The organism is Mesorhizobium sp. M2D.F.Ca.ET.226.01.1.1 (genome assembly GCF_004022705.2).
Lineage (GTDB): Bacteria > Pseudomonadota > Alphaproteobacteria > Rhizobiales > Rhizobiaceae > Mesorhizobium.
In genome coordinates, this window is sequence record NZ_RZOY02000018.1 from 25,574 (window position 1) to 40,623 (window position 15,050).

General features: G+C 64.8%; 13 protein-coding genes. 7 read left to right on the forward strand and 6 right to left on the reverse strand.

The window, feature by feature from the left end; all coding sequences use genetic code 11:
• Positions 1-15 precede the first annotated feature (15 nt).
• On the reverse strand, positions 16-1,035 hold the full coding sequence (locus EN869_RS30330; protein ID WP_127230236.1) for an NAD-dependent epimerase: 1,020 nt from the start codon (positions 1,033-1,035) through the stop codon (positions 16-18).
• Positions 1,036-1,436: 401 nt separating this feature from the next.
• On the opposite strand from EN869_RS30330, the gene EN869_RS30335 reads away from it, so the two are divergent.
• The gene (locus EN869_RS30335) at positions 1,437-1,877 is read left to right on the forward strand and encodes a hypothetical protein (protein ID WP_127230265.1); all 441 of its coding nucleotides are present in this window, start codon (positions 1,437-1,439) and stop codon (positions 1,875-1,877) included.
• A 7-nt stretch (positions 1,878-1,884) separates the two neighbouring features.
• Here EN869_RS30335 and EN869_RS30340 read toward each other — a convergent pair whose 3' ends face one another.
• Both EN869_RS30340 and EN869_RS30345 read right to left on the reverse strand, forming a co-directional pair.
• Complete coding sequence (locus EN869_RS30340) at positions 1,885-3,027, reverse strand: FAD/NAD(P)-binding oxidoreductase (protein WP_127230235.1); 1,143 nt, start codon at positions 3,025-3,027, stop codon at positions 1,885-1,887.
• Between the two features lie 137 nt (positions 3,028-3,164).
• On the reverse strand, positions 3,165-3,830 hold the full coding sequence (locus EN869_RS30345) for a peroxiredoxin (protein WP_127230234.1): 666 nt from the start codon (positions 3,828-3,830) through the stop codon (positions 3,165-3,167).
• A 116-nt stretch (positions 3,831-3,946) separates the two neighbouring features.
• On the opposite strand from EN869_RS30345, the gene EN869_RS30350 reads away from it, so the two are divergent.
• The 3 genes from EN869_RS30350 (at position 3,947) to EN869_RS30360 (ending at position 7,077) form a co-directional block, all read left to right on the forward strand.
• On the forward strand, positions 3,947-5,650 hold the full coding sequence (locus tag EN869_RS30350; RefSeq protein ID WP_127230233.1) for a BTAD domain-containing putative transcriptional regulator: 1,704 nt from the start codon (positions 3,947-3,949) through the stop codon (positions 5,648-5,650).
• A gap of 31 nt (positions 5,651-5,681) precedes the next feature.
• The gene (locus EN869_RS30355) at positions 5,682-6,224 is read left to right on the forward strand and encodes a hypothetical protein (RefSeq protein ID WP_245489647.1); all 543 of its coding nucleotides are present in this window, start codon (positions 5,682-5,684) and stop codon (positions 6,222-6,224) included.
• A gap of 88 nt (positions 6,225-6,312) precedes the next feature.
• Complete coding sequence (locus EN869_RS30360) at positions 6,313-7,077, forward strand: pseudouridine synthase (RefSeq protein ID WP_127230232.1); 765 nt, start codon at positions 6,313-6,315, stop codon at positions 7,075-7,077.
• 169 nt (positions 7,078-7,246) lie between these two features.
• Here the strand turns inward: EN869_RS30360 and EN869_RS30365 are convergent, their stop codons facing one another.
• Both EN869_RS30365 and EN869_RS30370 read right to left on the reverse strand, forming a co-directional pair.
• Positions 7,247-7,828 (reverse strand): histidine phosphatase family protein, encoded by a 582-nt coding sequence (locus tag EN869_RS30365; RefSeq protein ID WP_127230231.1) that lies wholly within the window; start codon positions 7,826-7,828, stop codon positions 7,247-7,249.
• Between the two features lie 135 nt (positions 7,829-7,963).
• Positions 7,964-9,301 carry a dicarboxylate/amino acid:cation symporter gene (locus EN869_RS30370; RefSeq protein WP_127230230.1) on the reverse strand — a complete coding sequence of 446 codons (1,338 nt, stop codon included), beginning with the start codon at positions 9,299-9,301 and terminating at the stop codon, positions 7,964-7,966.
• A gap of 239 nt (positions 9,302-9,540) precedes the next feature.
• Here EN869_RS30370 and EN869_RS30375 point away from each other — a divergent pair, with 239 nt between their 5' ends.
• The 3 genes from EN869_RS30375 to EN869_RS30385 all read left to right on the forward strand — a co-directional run bounded on the left by EN869_RS30375 (position 9,541) and on the right by EN869_RS30385 (position 13,264).
• Positions 9,541-11,406, forward strand: coding sequence for an ATP-binding protein (locus EN869_RS30375; protein WP_127230229.1), 1,866 nt, complete (start codon positions 9,541-9,543; stop codon positions 11,404-11,406).
• Positions 11,403-12,758, forward strand: coding sequence for a sigma-54 dependent transcriptional regulator (locus tag EN869_RS30380; RefSeq protein WP_127230228.1), 1,356 nt, complete (start codon positions 11,403-11,405; stop codon positions 12,756-12,758). Before EN869_RS30375 ends, EN869_RS30380 begins: the two co-directional genes overlap by 4 nt.
• A 158-nt stretch (positions 12,759-12,916) precedes the next feature.
• Positions 12,917-13,264, forward strand: coding sequence for a hypothetical protein (locus tag EN869_RS30385; RefSeq protein WP_167498532.1), 348 nt, complete (start codon positions 12,917-12,919; stop codon positions 13,262-13,264).
• Here EN869_RS30385 and ggt read toward each other — a convergent pair.
• The gene (ggt, locus tag EN869_RS30390) at positions 13,261-15,000 is read right to left on the reverse strand and encodes a gamma-glutamyltransferase (RefSeq protein WP_127230227.1); all 1,740 of its coding nucleotides are present in this window, start codon (positions 14,998-15,000) and stop codon (positions 13,261-13,263) included. The genes EN869_RS30385 and ggt overlap by 4 nt on opposite strands.
• Positions 15,001-15,050 lie beyond the last annotated feature (50 nt).

The following is a 15,050-nucleotide window of genomic DNA, read 5'->3' on the forward strand; positions in this document are numbered from 1 at the left end:
ATCGCGGGCGTCCAATCAGACCTGGTAGAAATCCCGATACCATTGCACGAAGCGAGGGATGCCGATCTCGATCGGAATCTCGGGCTTGAAGCCGGTCACCTCTTCGAGCGAGGTGACGTCGGCGTAGGTCGCCGGCACGTCGCCCGGCTGGATCGGCATCAGGTTGCGGATTGCCTTGCGCCCGAGCGCGTCTTCCAGCACGTCGATCAGCCGGCTCAGCTGCACCGGCGAGCTGTCGCCGATATTGTGGATCCGGTAGGGCGCATTGCTTGTCGCGGGATCGGGCGCGGCGCTCGTCCAATCGGGGTTTGGCGTCGCGGGGTGCCACATGATGCGGACCACCCCCTCGACGATGTCGTCGATATAGGTGAAGTCCCGCTGCATGTTGCCATGGTTGAAAACATCGATCGGCTGGCCGGCGAGGATGGCCTTGGTGAAGATGAACAAGGCCATGTCTGGCCGTCCCCACGGACCATAGACGGTGAAGAAACGCAGACCCGTCGTCGGCAGGCCGAAGAGATGGCTGTAGGTGTGAGCCATCAGCTCGTTTGCCTTCTTGCTGGCGGCATAGAGGCTCAGCGGATGGTCGGCGGAATCATGCACCGAGAAGGGCATGCGCAGGCTGCCGCCATAGATCGAGCTCGACGACGCATAGACGAGATGGCCGACCGAGGCCTGCCGGCACCCTTCCAGGATGTTGAGGAAGCCGTTGAGATTGCTCTGTGCATAGGCGTGCGGGTTGATCAGCGAATAGCGGACACCTGCCTGCGCGGCGAGATTGACGACGATCTCCGGCGCGGCCGCCGCAAAGACCGCCGAGATGCCATCGCGGTCGGCGAGATCGACATGCTCAAAACGAAAGTTCGTGAACGCCGTCAGCCGGTCGAGCCGCGCCTGCTTCAGGGCAACGTCGTAATACTCGTTCATGGAATCGAGGCCGACCACCTGCCAGCCGTCAGCAAGCAGCCTGTGGCAGAGGTGAAAACCGATGAAGCCGGCCGCGCCGGTGATCAGTATGGGCCTGCTCGACGTCAATCCATCCCCCAACGTTGCGGCCTGACCACTCACGGACCGATTGCTCGCCGGCAGCCCACAGCCGCGTTCAGGTGGCCGAGACCTTGCGCCTTGTATGGCAGGCCGTCGGCGAATTCAACGATACCCCGTCCTGCGTCGCCGCAACACAGGCCTCGTAGGTGGTCCCTATCCGGTCGATGATTGCCGACCATTGAGAGCAATGCGGCCTGCAAGTCGGGGATGCCACCGATATGCCGAAGCGCAAGTTCGATCTCAGAGCCGACGCTTACATACGAGCCGGGCACGGGGTCGAGTGGACTTTCGTGGAATGGAATTGCTCGAATTTGTCATATTGCGGATTTCCATTTCTTGGTGATCTTCCTTCATTGGGGCAAACTGCTACCGGGCTTTCAGGAGGAGAAATGAGAGCACGCGCAGCGACGGTCGGAGACCTCGAAGATGTCTTCCACGGCCTGTCCAAGCGAATGTCGGACGACTATGTGGCAGCCGGCAAGGACAGAAAAAGCGCCTATGACAATCTGATGATGAACCTGAAGGAAGGCCGGGCGCATGCGCTCGTGCAAGACGACAGGACCATGGCGATCATCGCCTGGCACGAGAACGCCGACGCCGCCGATACGCTGTTCGCCGCCCAGGAGGATTTCTTCAACGCCGCGACCGTCCGCTTCTGCAAGCGGCACATCCGCCACGTCCAGGCGCTTGCCGGCAACCTTCCTATACATTCGCGCAGTTGGCTGCAGCGGCCCGACGTCGCGAGATGGTTCCGCGTGATCGGCTATATCGACTTGGGCCGGGAGAACGGCGCCACCTTGTTCGAACTGCCGCCGGCCGCCAACGGCTGACGGCGGCTCACAAGCCGAACCAACGCGACCGCCGGCTCGAGCCGAACATCTCCTTGTCCGCACGCAGCGCCACCGAAGGCTCGTAGTAGTTGCCGGTTGGCGCGGGGCCTGAAAAGAAATCGACCTCGACCTTGCCGATGCGGCCGCCGCCGAATTCGATGTAGCAGGTGCCGAAGCCGTCATAGAGCGTGCCGCTGCCGCTTTGGCGCATTTTTGCGATGAGCGCGGTGGCGACCGCCCGTGCCGCGCCTTCAGCGAACACGCCGGCCTTGGGTGTCCCGGTGTTGGCACCGTCGCCGACCGCATAGACATTCTCATATTTGGTTTCGAGCGTGCGCGGATTGACCGGGATCCAGCCGTTCTCCGACATGCCGCTTTCCAGTACCACCGGCGGCACACGATGCTTGGGAACGCCAAGGAAAAGCTCGAACGGCATTTCGCTGCCGTCGTCGAGAACAGCCACGTTGCGGGCATTGTCGACGGAGGCGACCCGGCGGCTCGGGATGAACTTGATGCCACGCTCGGCGAAGGCCGCGAGCAGTGCCCGCGAGGTGTCGGGCGAAGGCGGGACCGGGCTGCCGAGCGGCAGCACCAGCGATATCTCGCAGGCCTCGCGCACACCCTGCCGCGTCATGTAGTCGTGCAGCATCAGCACGCATTCGCTCGGCGCCGGCGGGCATTTGTAGGGCGCGCCGCAGACGCCGACCATCGCCCTTCCCTTCGTGAAGGTGGGCAAAACGTCACGCAGCCGCTCCGCGCCGGCAACCGAATAGAACTCGTTGGTTCCCGACAGCCCGGGCGTGGCGTCGAAATCATATTCGGCGCCGAGCGCCACGATCAGGTAGTCGGCATCGAAGACGCCATTATCGGTGGTGACTCGCCGCCGTTCCGGATCGATCGCGGTGACGGTGCGCTTCAGCAGGCGCACGCCGGGCTTGGCGTAGCGGCTGTATGGCAAGCGCACTGCCTCCGACGCCTTCAGGCCGAACATCACTTCGAGCTTCGAAAAGCCGAAGATGAAGGCTTCGCTCTTGTCGATGAGCGTGACGTCGAGGGCGTCGCCCATCGCCTCGGACAGCAGCGTCGTCAGTTCCAGGCCGCCAAAGCCCGCACCTAAAACGACGATGGATGGTTTCTTTGCGGTGCTCATCTTGGTTCCCCACGTCTTGGCGCCATGCCGAGGCGCCGGGTTGAACTCGTTCGTTGCCTTCCCGGTGGCGGCGAGCGCGTGTCTCCCACGCTCCCTCGCCGCCGATGCCCTGCCCTCCTGGGCCCTGGTCAGACCTGTCAGGTCAGCACAGGCTGCGGCACGATGCGGATGTAGGGCTTCGGTTCCTTCCAGCCCTGCGGATAAAGCTGCCTAGCCTCATCATTCGACACCGAACCCGCGATGATGACGTCGTCACCCGGCTTCCAATTGACCGGCGTCGCCAAGCGATGCTTCGCCGTCAGCTGCAGGGAGTCCACCACGCGCAGCACCTCGTCGAAGTTGCGGCCCGTCGTCATCGGGTAGGAAATAACGAGCTTGATCTTCTTGTCGGGGCCGATGACGTAGACATTGCGCACCGTCTGGTTGTCGGCGGCGGTGCGGCCATCGGCGCTGTTGCCGGCCGAGGCGGGCAGCATGTCGTAGAGCTGCGAGATGGCGAGAGTCGGGTCGCCGATCATCGGAAAGTTCGGCGCCATACCCTGCGTTTCGGCGATGTCCTTCGCCCAGCCGGCATGCCTGTCGACAGGATCGACGGAGAGGCCGATGACCTTGACGCCGCGCTTGTCGAACTCTGGCTTGAGACGGGCCATATAGCCGAGCTCGGTCGTGCAGACCGGCGTGTAGTCCTTGGGATGCGAGAAAAGGATGCCCCAATCCTTGCCCAGCCATTCATGGAAGGAGATCGGACCTTCCGTGGTGTCGGCCGTGAAGTCGGGGGCGATGTCTGCGATACGGAGTGACATTTGTTGCGTTCCTTTCCGGTTGGAATTCGATTGCGGCGCTAAATTAGGAAATCTATGTTCCGCCAGCGTTCCCCAGCGTTCCCTGCCTGGAGACGGATCTTGCTGATGGTGCTTCAATGCGGGTTTCGATCCATCTGCTCGGTCGCTTCGCCGTCAGCGTCGATGACCGGCCGATCCCTGCGGCCGATTGGCGGCGCGACCGCGCCGCGGCGCTGGTCAAGCTGCTCGCGCTGAAGCCCGCGCATAGCTTGCATCGCGAGCAGGCGATGGAGACTTTCTGGCCGGACGCCGATCCGGAGGCGGCAGGCGCCAACCTGCGCAAGGCCGTGCATTTCGCGCGCCGCGCGCTCGGTGCTCACGACCTCATCGCGATCAGCAACGACGTCATCGCGCTTGCGCCCGATGCCGAGCTCGAGATCGATATCGAAGGCTTCGAGGCCGCCGCCAAGACAGCACTGCGGGGTGGCGAAAAGAGTGCTTTCGAACGCGCCGCCGACCTCTATGGCGGCAGGCTTTTACCGGACGATATTTTCGTCGAATGGCTCGACGCTCCTCGCGCGCAGCTGCAGCAACGCTACAGCGACCTGTTGCGCGCCGGCGGTCTCTGGCAGCGGCTGATCGCGCTCGACCCGGCCGACGAGCAGGCGCAATGCGCGCTGATGCAGGCGGCACTCGGCGCCGGCAACCGGGTCGAGGCGATCCGCCAATTCAACCAGCTTCGCGACAATCTGCATGCCGAGCTCGGCGTCGGGCCGAGCGCCGCGACCATCGCGCTCTACGAGAAGGCGCTGGCGCTTTCCGGCGCGGAGACAGTCAACCCCTCGGAACGCATCCGCACCTCGCTGGCCTGGGGCCTGGTGCATCTGCAGAGCGGCGAGTTCGACAAGGCAAGCGAGATCGCCCGGCAGACACGCGATCTGGCGCTGGGAGCCGACCTGCCGCGCGAGGTCGGCGAGGCGAGTGCGCTGCTGGGCATCGCATCGATGATGCAATCCCGGTGGCCGCAACTGTTCCGGTCCGAATTCATCGAATGGGTCCGCGCCAAGCCGGCCTTTGTGCAACATGTCTTCGATGGGCATCTGTGCCTGTCCGAGTTCTGTCTGTGCAGCGCCAAAGGTCATGCCGAAGTAGCGGGACTGGCCCAGGAATTGCTCGCCGTTGCCGAGGAAGCGGAATCGAACGCCGGACGCGGCCTCGCCTGCCTGCTTCTGGGCGAGGCTTCGCTCTTTTCGGGCGAACTCGACAGGGCCGAGCAGTTCCTTACCGAAGCAGAGCGGCTGCTGCTTGCAGCGGACGCAGTCGCCGGCCGCGTGCTGGCGATCGAGCGGCTGGCCGAGATCGCCCTGGAGCGCGGCCAGAAATGGCGCGCCAGCCGGCTGATCCAGCGCGGCCTCGCCGATGCCGAACGCTCTTGGCTCTCGCCGCATCTCATCATGCGCATGCAGGCGCTGGCCGTGCGGGCGGCATCGACGCCGAAGATGGTGGCCGAAGAGATCCTCGCCGGCGACAGGTTGTTGACGCCGGGCGCCTGCCAGCCATGCTCGATGGCGCTGCGCACCGCTTCGGCGATCGCGCTTGCCGAAGCCGGCGAGCTGGAACAGGTCGACCGCCGCCTGAACGACGCCGAGCGTATCGCCGGCATGTGGCAAGGCGGCCCTTGGGCTGCAGCCCTTTGGGAGGCGCGTGGCGTGCAGCGGCGGGCACAGGATAAGGAAGTGCGCGCTCTCGCCGCCTTCGAAGAGGCCGCCAGCCGCTACGAGGAACTCGGCCGGCCGCGCGACCAGGCCCGATGCCTGGCGCGAATGGGAAATCACGGCTGAGCTTGCGCCAGAGACCAATCGGCGGGATGGTATGGAAGGCAGCCGGGGGCGCTGGCAGCCCGGATATGCATGGCTGCTGGAAATCGAGATGGTGCGCGCTAACCTGGCCTTGGTCGCCCTGGTTGCCTTGATGAGCCCGACAGCGGCGGGCACGCGCCTGTCCCATCTATTCGACCGCTCCGACCTGGCAACGACCTATTTGGGCGAGTCCGATCTCCTGACCGCCTATACGACCGGCATGGCGCGCTATCGTCTGTTGCTCACCGGTGTGACCGGCACGGCCAATCTCGCCGCACCGCTCGAACCTCTTCAGCTGCGGCCTGAATTCCAGCAACGGACATGGCGGGCAGCGGACGGCAGCCTGCTGCAGGGCTTTGCGGGCAAGGGTGGCTTCCGGCTGACCACGGGAAACTGCCTCGCCCGCATCTGCGTGGCCAGCGAATGCAGCGAAGCCGGCTGGCCGGTCTATGCCTGCAGCGACGGGCGCAAGCGCAAGATGTCGGTCAAGAGCTTCGTGGCGGCAACATTCGACGGCGTCCCCTATCGACGGCTGAGCGCGCCGAAGGATCAATGATCTTCGCGGCGCGGACCGGTCTCCAAAAATCCATCTCACTTCACCCGAAGGTTGCGCATGCGTCGCGCCGCATGGCATCTGTCGGCAAATGACAAGCAAGCCCCTTCCACAGCCTTCTAAGCCGTTGCGGCGATCCGCCGCCGGGAAGGTCAGCCTCAACCGGGCGCTGTCGAAGCTCGGGCTCTGCTCGCGCAAGCAGGCTGAGCTTTTGATCGCCGAGGGGCGCGTGAGCGTGGCAGGCAAGGTGGCGCGCGACCCTTCGCTTTGGGTCGATCCCGAGCGCGACCGCATCACGGTCGACGGCGAGCGCATCGCCGCCGAGCGCAAGGTCTATCTCATGCTCAACAAGCCGCGTGGGCTGGTCACCACGCGCGATGATCCTGAGGGCCGCGGCACGGTCTATGACTGCCTGGAAGGGCTAGACCTGCCTTTCGTCTCGCCGGTCGGCCGGCTCGACAAGGCGAGCGAAGGCCTGCTGTTGATGACCAACGACACGCGCTGGGCGAACGGTCTGCTCGACCCCGCCTCGCACGTCGCCAAGACCTACCATGTGCAGATCGCGGCTGTGCCAGACGACGCGATGCTGGGGCGCTTTCGCCAAGGCGCGGACGTGGACAGCGAATTGCTCGCCGCAAGCTCAATCACGCTCTTGCGCAGCGGCGGCCGCACCGCCTGGCTGGAGATCGTGCTCGACGAGGGCCGCAACCGGCAGATCCGCAGATTGCTCGGCGCCTTTGATATCGAGGTGCTGAGACTGGTCAGGGTGGCGATCGGTGGCCTTCAGCTCGGCGAGCTTGCCAAGGGTCAGGCGCGGCATTTGACGGACCAAGAGCTGGCGACTCTGGCGACTTGACGCGCCACGCACTACCCCTCACCCGGATTGCCAGCCGAATTGCGAAGAGCAATTCGGGGCAATCCGACCTCTCCGCGGGGGGAGAGGAGACCGTCAGCGCTGAGCCCCTCTTCTCCCCGTCGGGGAGAAGGTGGCCGCGAAGCGGCCGGATGAGGGGGAGTAGCGCTCGCTACCTCTGATTCCACCGCCGGATGACCGGTTCCGTCAGGTCGTGTTCGTAACCGAGGACGCTGAGGCTCGCCGTGTCGAGGACGAAATGCTCGCCGCCTTGCGGCGGCAGGCCGACCCAGCGCGCCGCGAAGACGCGCAGGAAATGCGCGCTGGAAAAAATCAGCATATTGCCGGCAACGGCACGGAGTCCGGCGATGACGGTATCGGCCCTGGCGCCGACATCGGCGGCCATCTCGCCGCCCGGACAGCCGTCGCGAAACACGTTCCAGCCGGGCCGCTCGGCGAGGATTTCCTTGGTCGTCACGCCTTCATAGGCGCCATAATCCCATTCCTGCAGGTCCGGCTTCTTGACGGCGCGCTCGCCGAAGCCGGCGAGCCGGCAGGTGTCGAAGGCGCGCTGCGACGGGCTCGACCAGACCGCCTGAAAGGTCAGCCCCTTGAGCCGATCGGCCACGCCCCGCGCGGCCTCTTCGCCTCTCGCGGTCAGCGGGATGTCGGTGCGGCCGGTATGCCTGCCCGAGGCGCTCCACTCCGTCTCGCCATGGCGGACCAGGTAGATTTCGGGAAACGCACTGCTCATCGACGGCCCTCGAGGCTGAAAGTTGCACCGGTGGGAGAGCCGGCGGCGTCACCCTATTCGGCGGCCGGCAAAAAGAACAGGCCGCGGCTAAACCGCGGCCTGCACAGGCTCGGGAGGGATGCCTGACGGTGCCTGTCACTCCGCGGGCAGCAGGCCGCCGGACAGCGCAAGGTCCGCCTCTTCCGACAGTTGGCCTGCCATGGCAGCGGCGAACTTGGTCTGGTCGAGCTCGCCTTCCCAGCGCGCCACCACGATGGTCGCGACCGCGTTGCCTACGAAGTTGGTCAGCGCGCGGCACTCCGACATGAAGCGGTCGACACCGAGGATCAGCGCCATGCCGGCGACCGGAACGGTCGGCACGACCGAGAGCGTTGCGGCCAGCGTGATGAAGCCGGCGCCGGTGATGCCGGCGGCACCCTTGGAGCTCAGCATCGCGACAAGCAGGAGCAGGATCTGGTCGCCGAAGGTGAGCGGCGTGTCGGTCGCCTGGGCGATGAACAGGGCGGCAAGCGTCATATAGATGTTGGTGCCGTCGAGGTTGAAGGAATAGCCGGTCGGGATGACCAGGCCGACCACCGAGCGGTTGCAGCCGGCGCGCTCCATCTTGGCCATCAGGCCGGGGAGCGCCGCCTCGGACGACGAGGTGCCGAGCACCAGCAGCAGCTCTTCCTTGATGTAGCGGATCAGCGCCAGGATGGAGAAGCCGTTGTACCATGCGACTGCGCCCAGCACGACCAGCACGAAGAGCAGCGACGTCAGATAGAAAGTGCCGATCAGGAAGGCCAGGTTGGCGATCGTGCCAATGCCGTATTTGCCGACGGTGAAGGCCATGGCGCCGAAAGCGCCGATGGGAGCTGCCTTCATCAGGATGGCGACGAGACGAAAGATCGGCGCGGTCAGCGCCTGCAGGAAATCGACCACCGGACGGCCACGCTCGCCGACGAGAGCCAGCGCCACGCCGAACAGCACCGAGAAGAACAGCACCTGCAGGATGTCGCCTTGCGCGAACGCGCCGGTGATGGTGTCGGGGATGATATTCATCAGGAAGCCGACGATGGTCGTATCATGCGCCTTCTCGGTGAAGGTTGCCACCTTCGACGGATCGAGCGTCGCCGGGTTGATGTGCATGCCGGCGCCGGGCTGGATGACGTTCGACACAACGAGGCCGACGATCAGCGCCAGGGTCGAGAAGACCAGGAAGTAGATCATCGCCTTGCCGGCGACGCGGCCAACCTTGTGCAGGTCGGAAACGCCGGCAATGCCGGTCGCCACGGTGAGGAAGATCACCGGCGCGATGACCATCTTGACCAGCTTGATGAAGGCGTCGCCAAGCGGCTTCAGCGAGGCGCCCAGATCGGGATAGAAATGTCCAAGCAGGATGCCGGCGGCGATCGCCACCAGGACCTGCACATAGAGATGCCGGTAAAAGGGAACCTTGCCGCGCGGTTCGGCGGCAGCGATTGCTGTCTGCATGATATCCTCCGTTCGGCCCCCGATCGAGAACCCTCGACCTCCCAGGGGGCTGTTTGACCTCCACAGCCTCGCGGCTGCTGCAGATGTGTTTGCAATGGGCGTGCCAGATTGCGCCCGGCGTTTCGCTTCGTTGATTTTGCTGGTTTTTTTGATTTTTCAGCGCGCACCCTGAACGGCATCCGTGCGGCAATCCGCATAGGCCGAATTGCGCTTTGTGCGAAATCATGCACAAATGCGGCATGCTGCAACGCCCTGCCGCTGCCCTCGCCGCGACGCCCGAACTGCTTGCCGGACGGGCGCGGCGTGCCTGGTTGCTGTTCGCAACCGTGGCGCTGTCGATCATCGCGGCAGCGCTTTATGGCGCCGGGCTCTATGGCCGTTCGACCGAGATCGAGGCTCTGGCCACGCAAGGCCGCACGGACGCAAATCTCAAAGTGGCGCTGCTGCGCGCCGTGCTGGAAAATCCGCGCGCGCTGCCGCTGCTCCTATCGGAGGATCAGCAGGTCAATGACGCGCTGACGCAGCGAAGCCCTGCCGCGATCGATGTCTTGAACCGCAAGCTCGAAGGGCTGGTCTCCGGCACCAAGGCCTCGGTGCTCTACGTCACCGGCACGGATGGCCTGGCAATCGCCTCCAGCAATTGGCGCGAGCCGGTGAGCTTCGTCGGCAGCGATTACAGTTTCCGCGCCTATTTCTCGAATGCGATGCAGTCCGGCACCGCCGAATATTTCGCGCTCGGCAATGTCTCCAAACGCCCGGGCCTTTATATCTCGCGTCGCGTGGATGGCGTTTCGGGGCCGCTCGGCGTCGTCGTGGTCAAGATGGAGTTCGACCAGCTCGAGGCGGACTGGCATGAGGCGAACCGCCCGGCCTATGTCAGCGACGCGCATGGCGTGGTGCTGATCACCAGTGTGCCCTCCTGGCGTTTCCTGACGACGGAGCCGCTCAGCCGGCCGGTGCTTGCCGAGATCCGCGCCAGCCAGCAATTCGGCGACGCGCCACTGGTGCCCTTACCGATCACCAAGCCGGAAGCGCTTTCCGCCGATGTCGCGCTTGTCCATGCCATCACGCCAGGCGGCAGCGACGCGGAGTATCTGCGGCTTTCGACGGCTGTGCCCTCGACACCCTGGCGCCTCGACTATCTGGTTCCCGCGGAAGCACCGATCGCCGCGGCGCAGCGCGAGATGCGGCTTTTAGTGCTTGGCGTTCTCGTACCTCTCATCGCTTTGGCCGCCTATCTGTTGTGGCGCCGGCACTCCGGCCAGATGCAGATAGCGGCGGAACAGGCGGCGCGCACCGAGCTCGAGCGCCGCGTCGTCGAGCGTACGCAGGATCTCAGCCTGGCGCGCGATCGGCTGCAGGCCGAGATCGCCGATCACCGAAGCACGGAGGCAAAGCTGCAGGTGATGCAGCAGGACCTGGTGCAGGCCAACCGCCTTGCCACCCTTGGCCAGGTCGCCGCCGGCGTCGCACATGAGATCAACCAGCCGGTGGCGACGATCCGCGCCTATGCCGACAATGCGCGTGTCTTCCTGGAGCGCAAGCAGAACTCGTCAGCCGAGGAGAATCTTGGCGCGATCGCGGCACTTACCGAGCGCATCGGCTCGATCACCGAGGAGCTGAAAGCCTTCGCCCGCAAGGGCCGCACCGCCGCCGAGCCGGTAGAATTGCGTAGCGTGATCGAGGGCGCCGTCGTGCTGCTCAGGAGCCGCTTCGCCGGCAGGCTGGACGCACTCGCCATCACGCTGCCGCCGCCGGCGCTGAAGGTGATGGGCAACCGGCTGCGCCTGGAACAGGTGCTGATCAATCTGTTCCAGAACGCGCTGGAGGCGCTCGAAGGCCGCGACGATGCGCGGGTCGAAGTCAGCGCCGCCGAAACGGCCGAAGACGTGGCGCTGGTCGTTTCCGACAACGGCGCGGGCATCCCGCCAGCTATTCTGAAGTCGCTTTTCACACCCTTCAACACATCCAAGGAGAAAGGCCTCGGCCTCGGCCTCGTCATCTCAAAGGACATCGTCGCCGACTATGGCGGCCGCATTGAAGTTTCTAGCAGCGGCCAGGGCACACGCTTCACCATTCATCTGTCGAAAGCCGGCGCAGCATGAGCAACGACGATCCCGCACCAGTGATCCTGATCGATGACGACAGCGACCTGCTCAAAGCGACAAGGCAGACGCTGGAGCTCGCCGGCTTTGCCGTGTCGGCCCACGCGGTGGCGAAGGAGGCGCTGGCGGCGCTGGACAAAAGTTTCGCCGGCGTGGTGGTGTCGGACATCCGCATGCCGGAGATCGACGGGCTGCAGCTTTTCGACCGCGTCTTGCAACTCGACCCCGATATCCCCGTCATCCTGGTCACGGGGCATGGCGATATCGCGATGGCCGTCAAGGCGATCAAGGACGGCGCCTACGACTTCATCACCAAGCCTTTCGCCGCTGAGCGGCTGGCGCAAAGCGTCGCCCGCGCCGCCGAGAAACGCCGGCTGGTAATGGAAAACCGCGCCTTGCGCGAGGCGGCCGAGCAGGCGCAGGAAGGGCTGCCGCTGATTGGCCAGACGCCGGCGATGGAGCGGCTGCGCCGCACGCTGCGGCAGATCGCCGACACCGATGTAGACGTGCTGGTGACCGGCGAGACCGGCTCGGGCAAGGAAGTGGTGGCCGGCCTGCTGCATCGCTGGAGCCGGCGCGCCAAGGGCAATTTCGTCGCGCTCAATTGCGGCACGCTGCCGGAGACGGTCATCGAAAGCGAACTGTTCGGCCATGAGGCGGGCGCCTTTACCGGCGCGCAGAAGAAGCGCGTCGGCCGCATCGAGCATTCGAGCGGCGGCACGCTGTTCCTCGACGAGATCGAAAGCATGCCGGCCTCGACGCAGGTGCAGATGCTGCGCGTGCTCGAAATGCGCGAAGTGACCCCGCTCGGCACCAATGAGGTGCGGCCGGTCGACCTCAGGGTCGTCGCCGCGGCCAAGGTCGATCTCGGCGATGCGAGCCAGCGCGGCAATTTCCGCGAGGACCTCTATTACCGGCTCAATGTCGTGACGCTTTCGATCCCGCCGCTGCGCGAAAGGCGGGACGACGTGCCTTTATTGTTTGGCTACTTCGCCGAGCGCGCGGCGGCTCGTTTCCGGCGCGCCGTGCCGGCGACATCAGGGGCGGTCCAGCGCCATCTCAGGGAGCATGACTGGCCGGGCAATGTGCGCGAGCTCGCCCATTTTGCCGAGCGCTTCGTGCTCGGACTGGAGGAGATTGCCGAAGCGCCTTCCCTCGCGGCAGCGCCAAACGACGCATCCGCGCCCTTGCCGGAACGGCTCGATCGCTACGAGGCCGAGATCATCCGCGAGACACTTGGTCGCAATGACGGCGACGTCCGCCGCACCATCGAGGCGCTCGGCATTCCGCGCAAGACTTTCTACGACAAGCTGCAGCGGCACGGCATCGTGCGCAGCGATTTTTCCAGATAGATCAAGGCCGTGGAACCTCTGCGCAGGGCTAAGCGTTTCGTCTTGCCGGAAACCGTGGCACGCTGGCATCAGCCGGGCGGCGAACGCGTCGACGTGGCGCCGTTGCCGGGTTGCGCTTGGCAGGCGTTGATGATTTGTTGCCGCTCAGCGGAGAACGAATGATGCGCGAATCCCTCGGTCAAGACGAATACGGCTCGACCAACCCTTTCGACCCCGACGACCTGCCCAATCTCAATGCGATGGGGCCGGCGATGGGCAGCGGCAATGATTTCGAGAAATACGCGGTGGCTGTCATCATCGTGTTCGGCGCGCTCATCATCGGCGGCCTGATGGCCGCTTCCATGTCCTTCGGCCACCGCAACGGCTTCCTGTTCGCGCTCGGCGGCGCCACGTCGGCCTGGATTTCCGGCAATGCGCTGCTGCTCGACCGGCCGCGCATCTACGCGCTGTTCGTCGCCATTGCCGCCGTCATGCTGATCGCCTCGACGATCACATTGGTGGTTTAATACCCCAGCGCCTCACCCGCAGCGGCGCGGCTGTCGATGGCGCCGTTGTAGCGCGCGCCGCCGCCCTTTTCGATCTCGCCGAGGCTCTTGCCGCCGACCAGGATGCCCGCCGCCTGGCCCCAGGTCTGGTCGCTGAGGTCGAGATGATAGCCCATGCCGGCAAGCAGCCTCTCGGTGTCCGGCGAAAGGCCGAACGGCTCGACATAGATCGTGTCCGGCAGCCATTGGTGATGGATGCGCGGCGCGTCGATTGCCTGCTGGATGTTCATGCGGTGGTCGATGACGTTGACGATCGCCTCCAGGGTGATGGTGATGATGCGCGAGCCGCCCGGACTGCCGATGACCATGAACGGCTTGCCATCCCTGGTGACAATCGTCGGGCTCATCGAGGATAAGGGCGTCTTCTTCGGCTGGATGGCGTTGGCTTCGCCCTGGACCAGCCCGTAAAGGTTTGGTACGCCGGGCTTCTGGGTGAAATCGTCCATCTCGTTGTTGAGCAGGATGCCGGTGCCGTCGGCGACGACGCCGGCACCGAACGAGCCGTTCAGTGTATAAGTGACCGCCACCGCATTGCCGTCATTGTCGATGATCGAATAATGGGTGGTTTCCTTCGACTCGCCAAAACCCTTCGGCATCAGGTCCTTCGAGACGCCGGCGCGGAACGGGTCGATCTTGTCGCGAATGTTCTTGGCATAGTTCTTGTCGAGCAGTTTTGAGACGGGATTGTCGACGAAATCCGGGTCGCCCAGCGCCGAATTGCGGTCGACATAGGCATGCCGCATGGCTTCCACCATGACATGGACCGTCTCTGCGGAACCCGAGCCGAGATAGGACAGCGGGTAGCCTTCGAGCACGTTGAGTATTTCGCAGATGATGACGCCGCCCGAGCTTGGCGGCGGCGAGGAGATGATCTCGTAGCCGCGGTAGTCGCAGGTTACCGGCTTAAGCTCGCGCACCGCATATTGCTCGAAATCGCCCTTGGCCAGGATACCGCCTTTCGCGCCGCTTGCCTTGACGATTTCATCGGCGATGGCGCCCTTATAGAAGGCGTCAGGCCCTTTCTCGGAAATGGCTGAGAGCGAGGCGGCGAGATCCGGCTGAACAAGCTTCTCGCCGATGCCGTAGGGCTTGCCGTCCTTTTTCAGGAAGATCGCGGCTGCCGCCGGATCCTTTGCCAGTCGGTCGGCGCTGCCGGCGAAAGAGGCGGCGTCGCCTTGGTTGAGCACGAAGCCGTCCCTGGCATAGGCGATCGCCGGCGCCATCAAATCCTGCCGCGACTGCGTGCCGTATTTCTCGCGCGCCATTTCGAAACCGGCGACCGAGCCCGGCACCCCGACCGCGAGATAGCCGTCGAGGCTGGCGCCCTTCATCGGATTGCCGTCCTTGTCGAGATACATGGTTTTCGTCGCGGCGAGCGGCGCGCGCTCGCGGAAATCGATGAAGGTCGTGCGGCCATCCTTCATGCGCACAGTCATGAAGCCGCCGCCGCCGATATTACCGGCATTGGGGTAGACGACGGCGAGCGCGTAGCCGACGGCGACCGCGGCATCGACGGCGTTGCCGCCTTTCTTCAGCACGTCGACACCGACTTCGGTGGCGAGATGCTGGGCTGTCACCACCATGCCATGCTCGCCCTTGGCGGGAGCGGGCGATGCGGCGAAGACGGCGGCGGACGGCGTGAGCGAGAGTGCGAGCGAAAGGGCGACGCCAATCAGCGTCCGGCGGGTCAAGGGCATGGCGGTGCTCCTAGCGTTGGGACGCTTAGGAAAGACCGTGCCGGCAGACC

What these genes read in the sequence shown, in the direction of transcription:
- EN869_RS30335 (WP_127230265.1), top strand. Translation starts at nt 1,437, where the DNA reads ATGAGAGCACGCGCAGCGACGGTCGGAGACCTCGAAGATGTCTTCCAC.
- EN869_RS30340 (WP_127230235.1), bottom strand. Translation starts at nt 3,027, where the DNA reads ATGAGCACCGCAAAGAAACCATCCATCGTCGTTTTAGGTGCGGGCTTT.
- EN869_RS30345 (WP_127230234.1), bottom strand. Translation starts at nt 3,830, where the DNA reads ATGTCACTCCGTATCGCAGACATCGCCCCCGACTTCACGGCCGACACC.
- EN869_RS30350 (WP_127230233.1), top strand. Translation starts at nt 3,947, where the DNA reads ATGCGGGTTTCGATCCATCTGCTCGGTCGCTTCGCCGTCAGCGTCGAT.
- EN869_RS30355 (WP_245489647.1), top strand. Translation starts at nt 5,682, where the DNA reads ATGGAAGGCAGCCGGGGGCGCTGGCAGCCCGGATATGCATGGCTGCTG.
- EN869_RS30360 (WP_127230232.1), top strand. Translation starts at nt 6,313, where the DNA reads ATGACAAGCAAGCCCCTTCCACAGCCTTCTAAGCCGTTGCGGCGATCC.
- EN869_RS30365 (WP_127230231.1), bottom strand. Translation starts at nt 7,828, where the DNA reads ATGAGCAGTGCGTTTCCCGAAATCTACCTGGTCCGCCATGGCGAGACG.
- EN869_RS30370 (WP_127230230.1), bottom strand. Translation starts at nt 9,301, where the DNA reads ATGCAGACAGCAATCGCTGCCGCCGAACCGCGCGGCAAGGTTCCCTTT.
- EN869_RS30375 (WP_127230229.1), top strand. Translation starts at nt 9,541, where the DNA reads ATGCTGCAACGCCCTGCCGCTGCCCTCGCCGCGACGCCCGAACTGCTT.
- EN869_RS30380 (WP_127230228.1), top strand. Translation starts at nt 11,403, where the DNA reads ATGAGCAACGACGATCCCGCACCAGTGATCCTGATCGATGACGACAGC.
- EN869_RS30385 (WP_167498532.1), top strand. Translation starts at nt 12,917, where the DNA reads ATGATGCGCGAATCCCTCGGTCAAGACGAATACGGCTCGACCAACCCT.
- ggt (WP_127230227.1), bottom strand. Translation starts at nt 15,000, where the DNA reads ATGCCCTTGACCCGCCGGACGCTGATTGGCGTCGCCCTTTCGCTCGCA.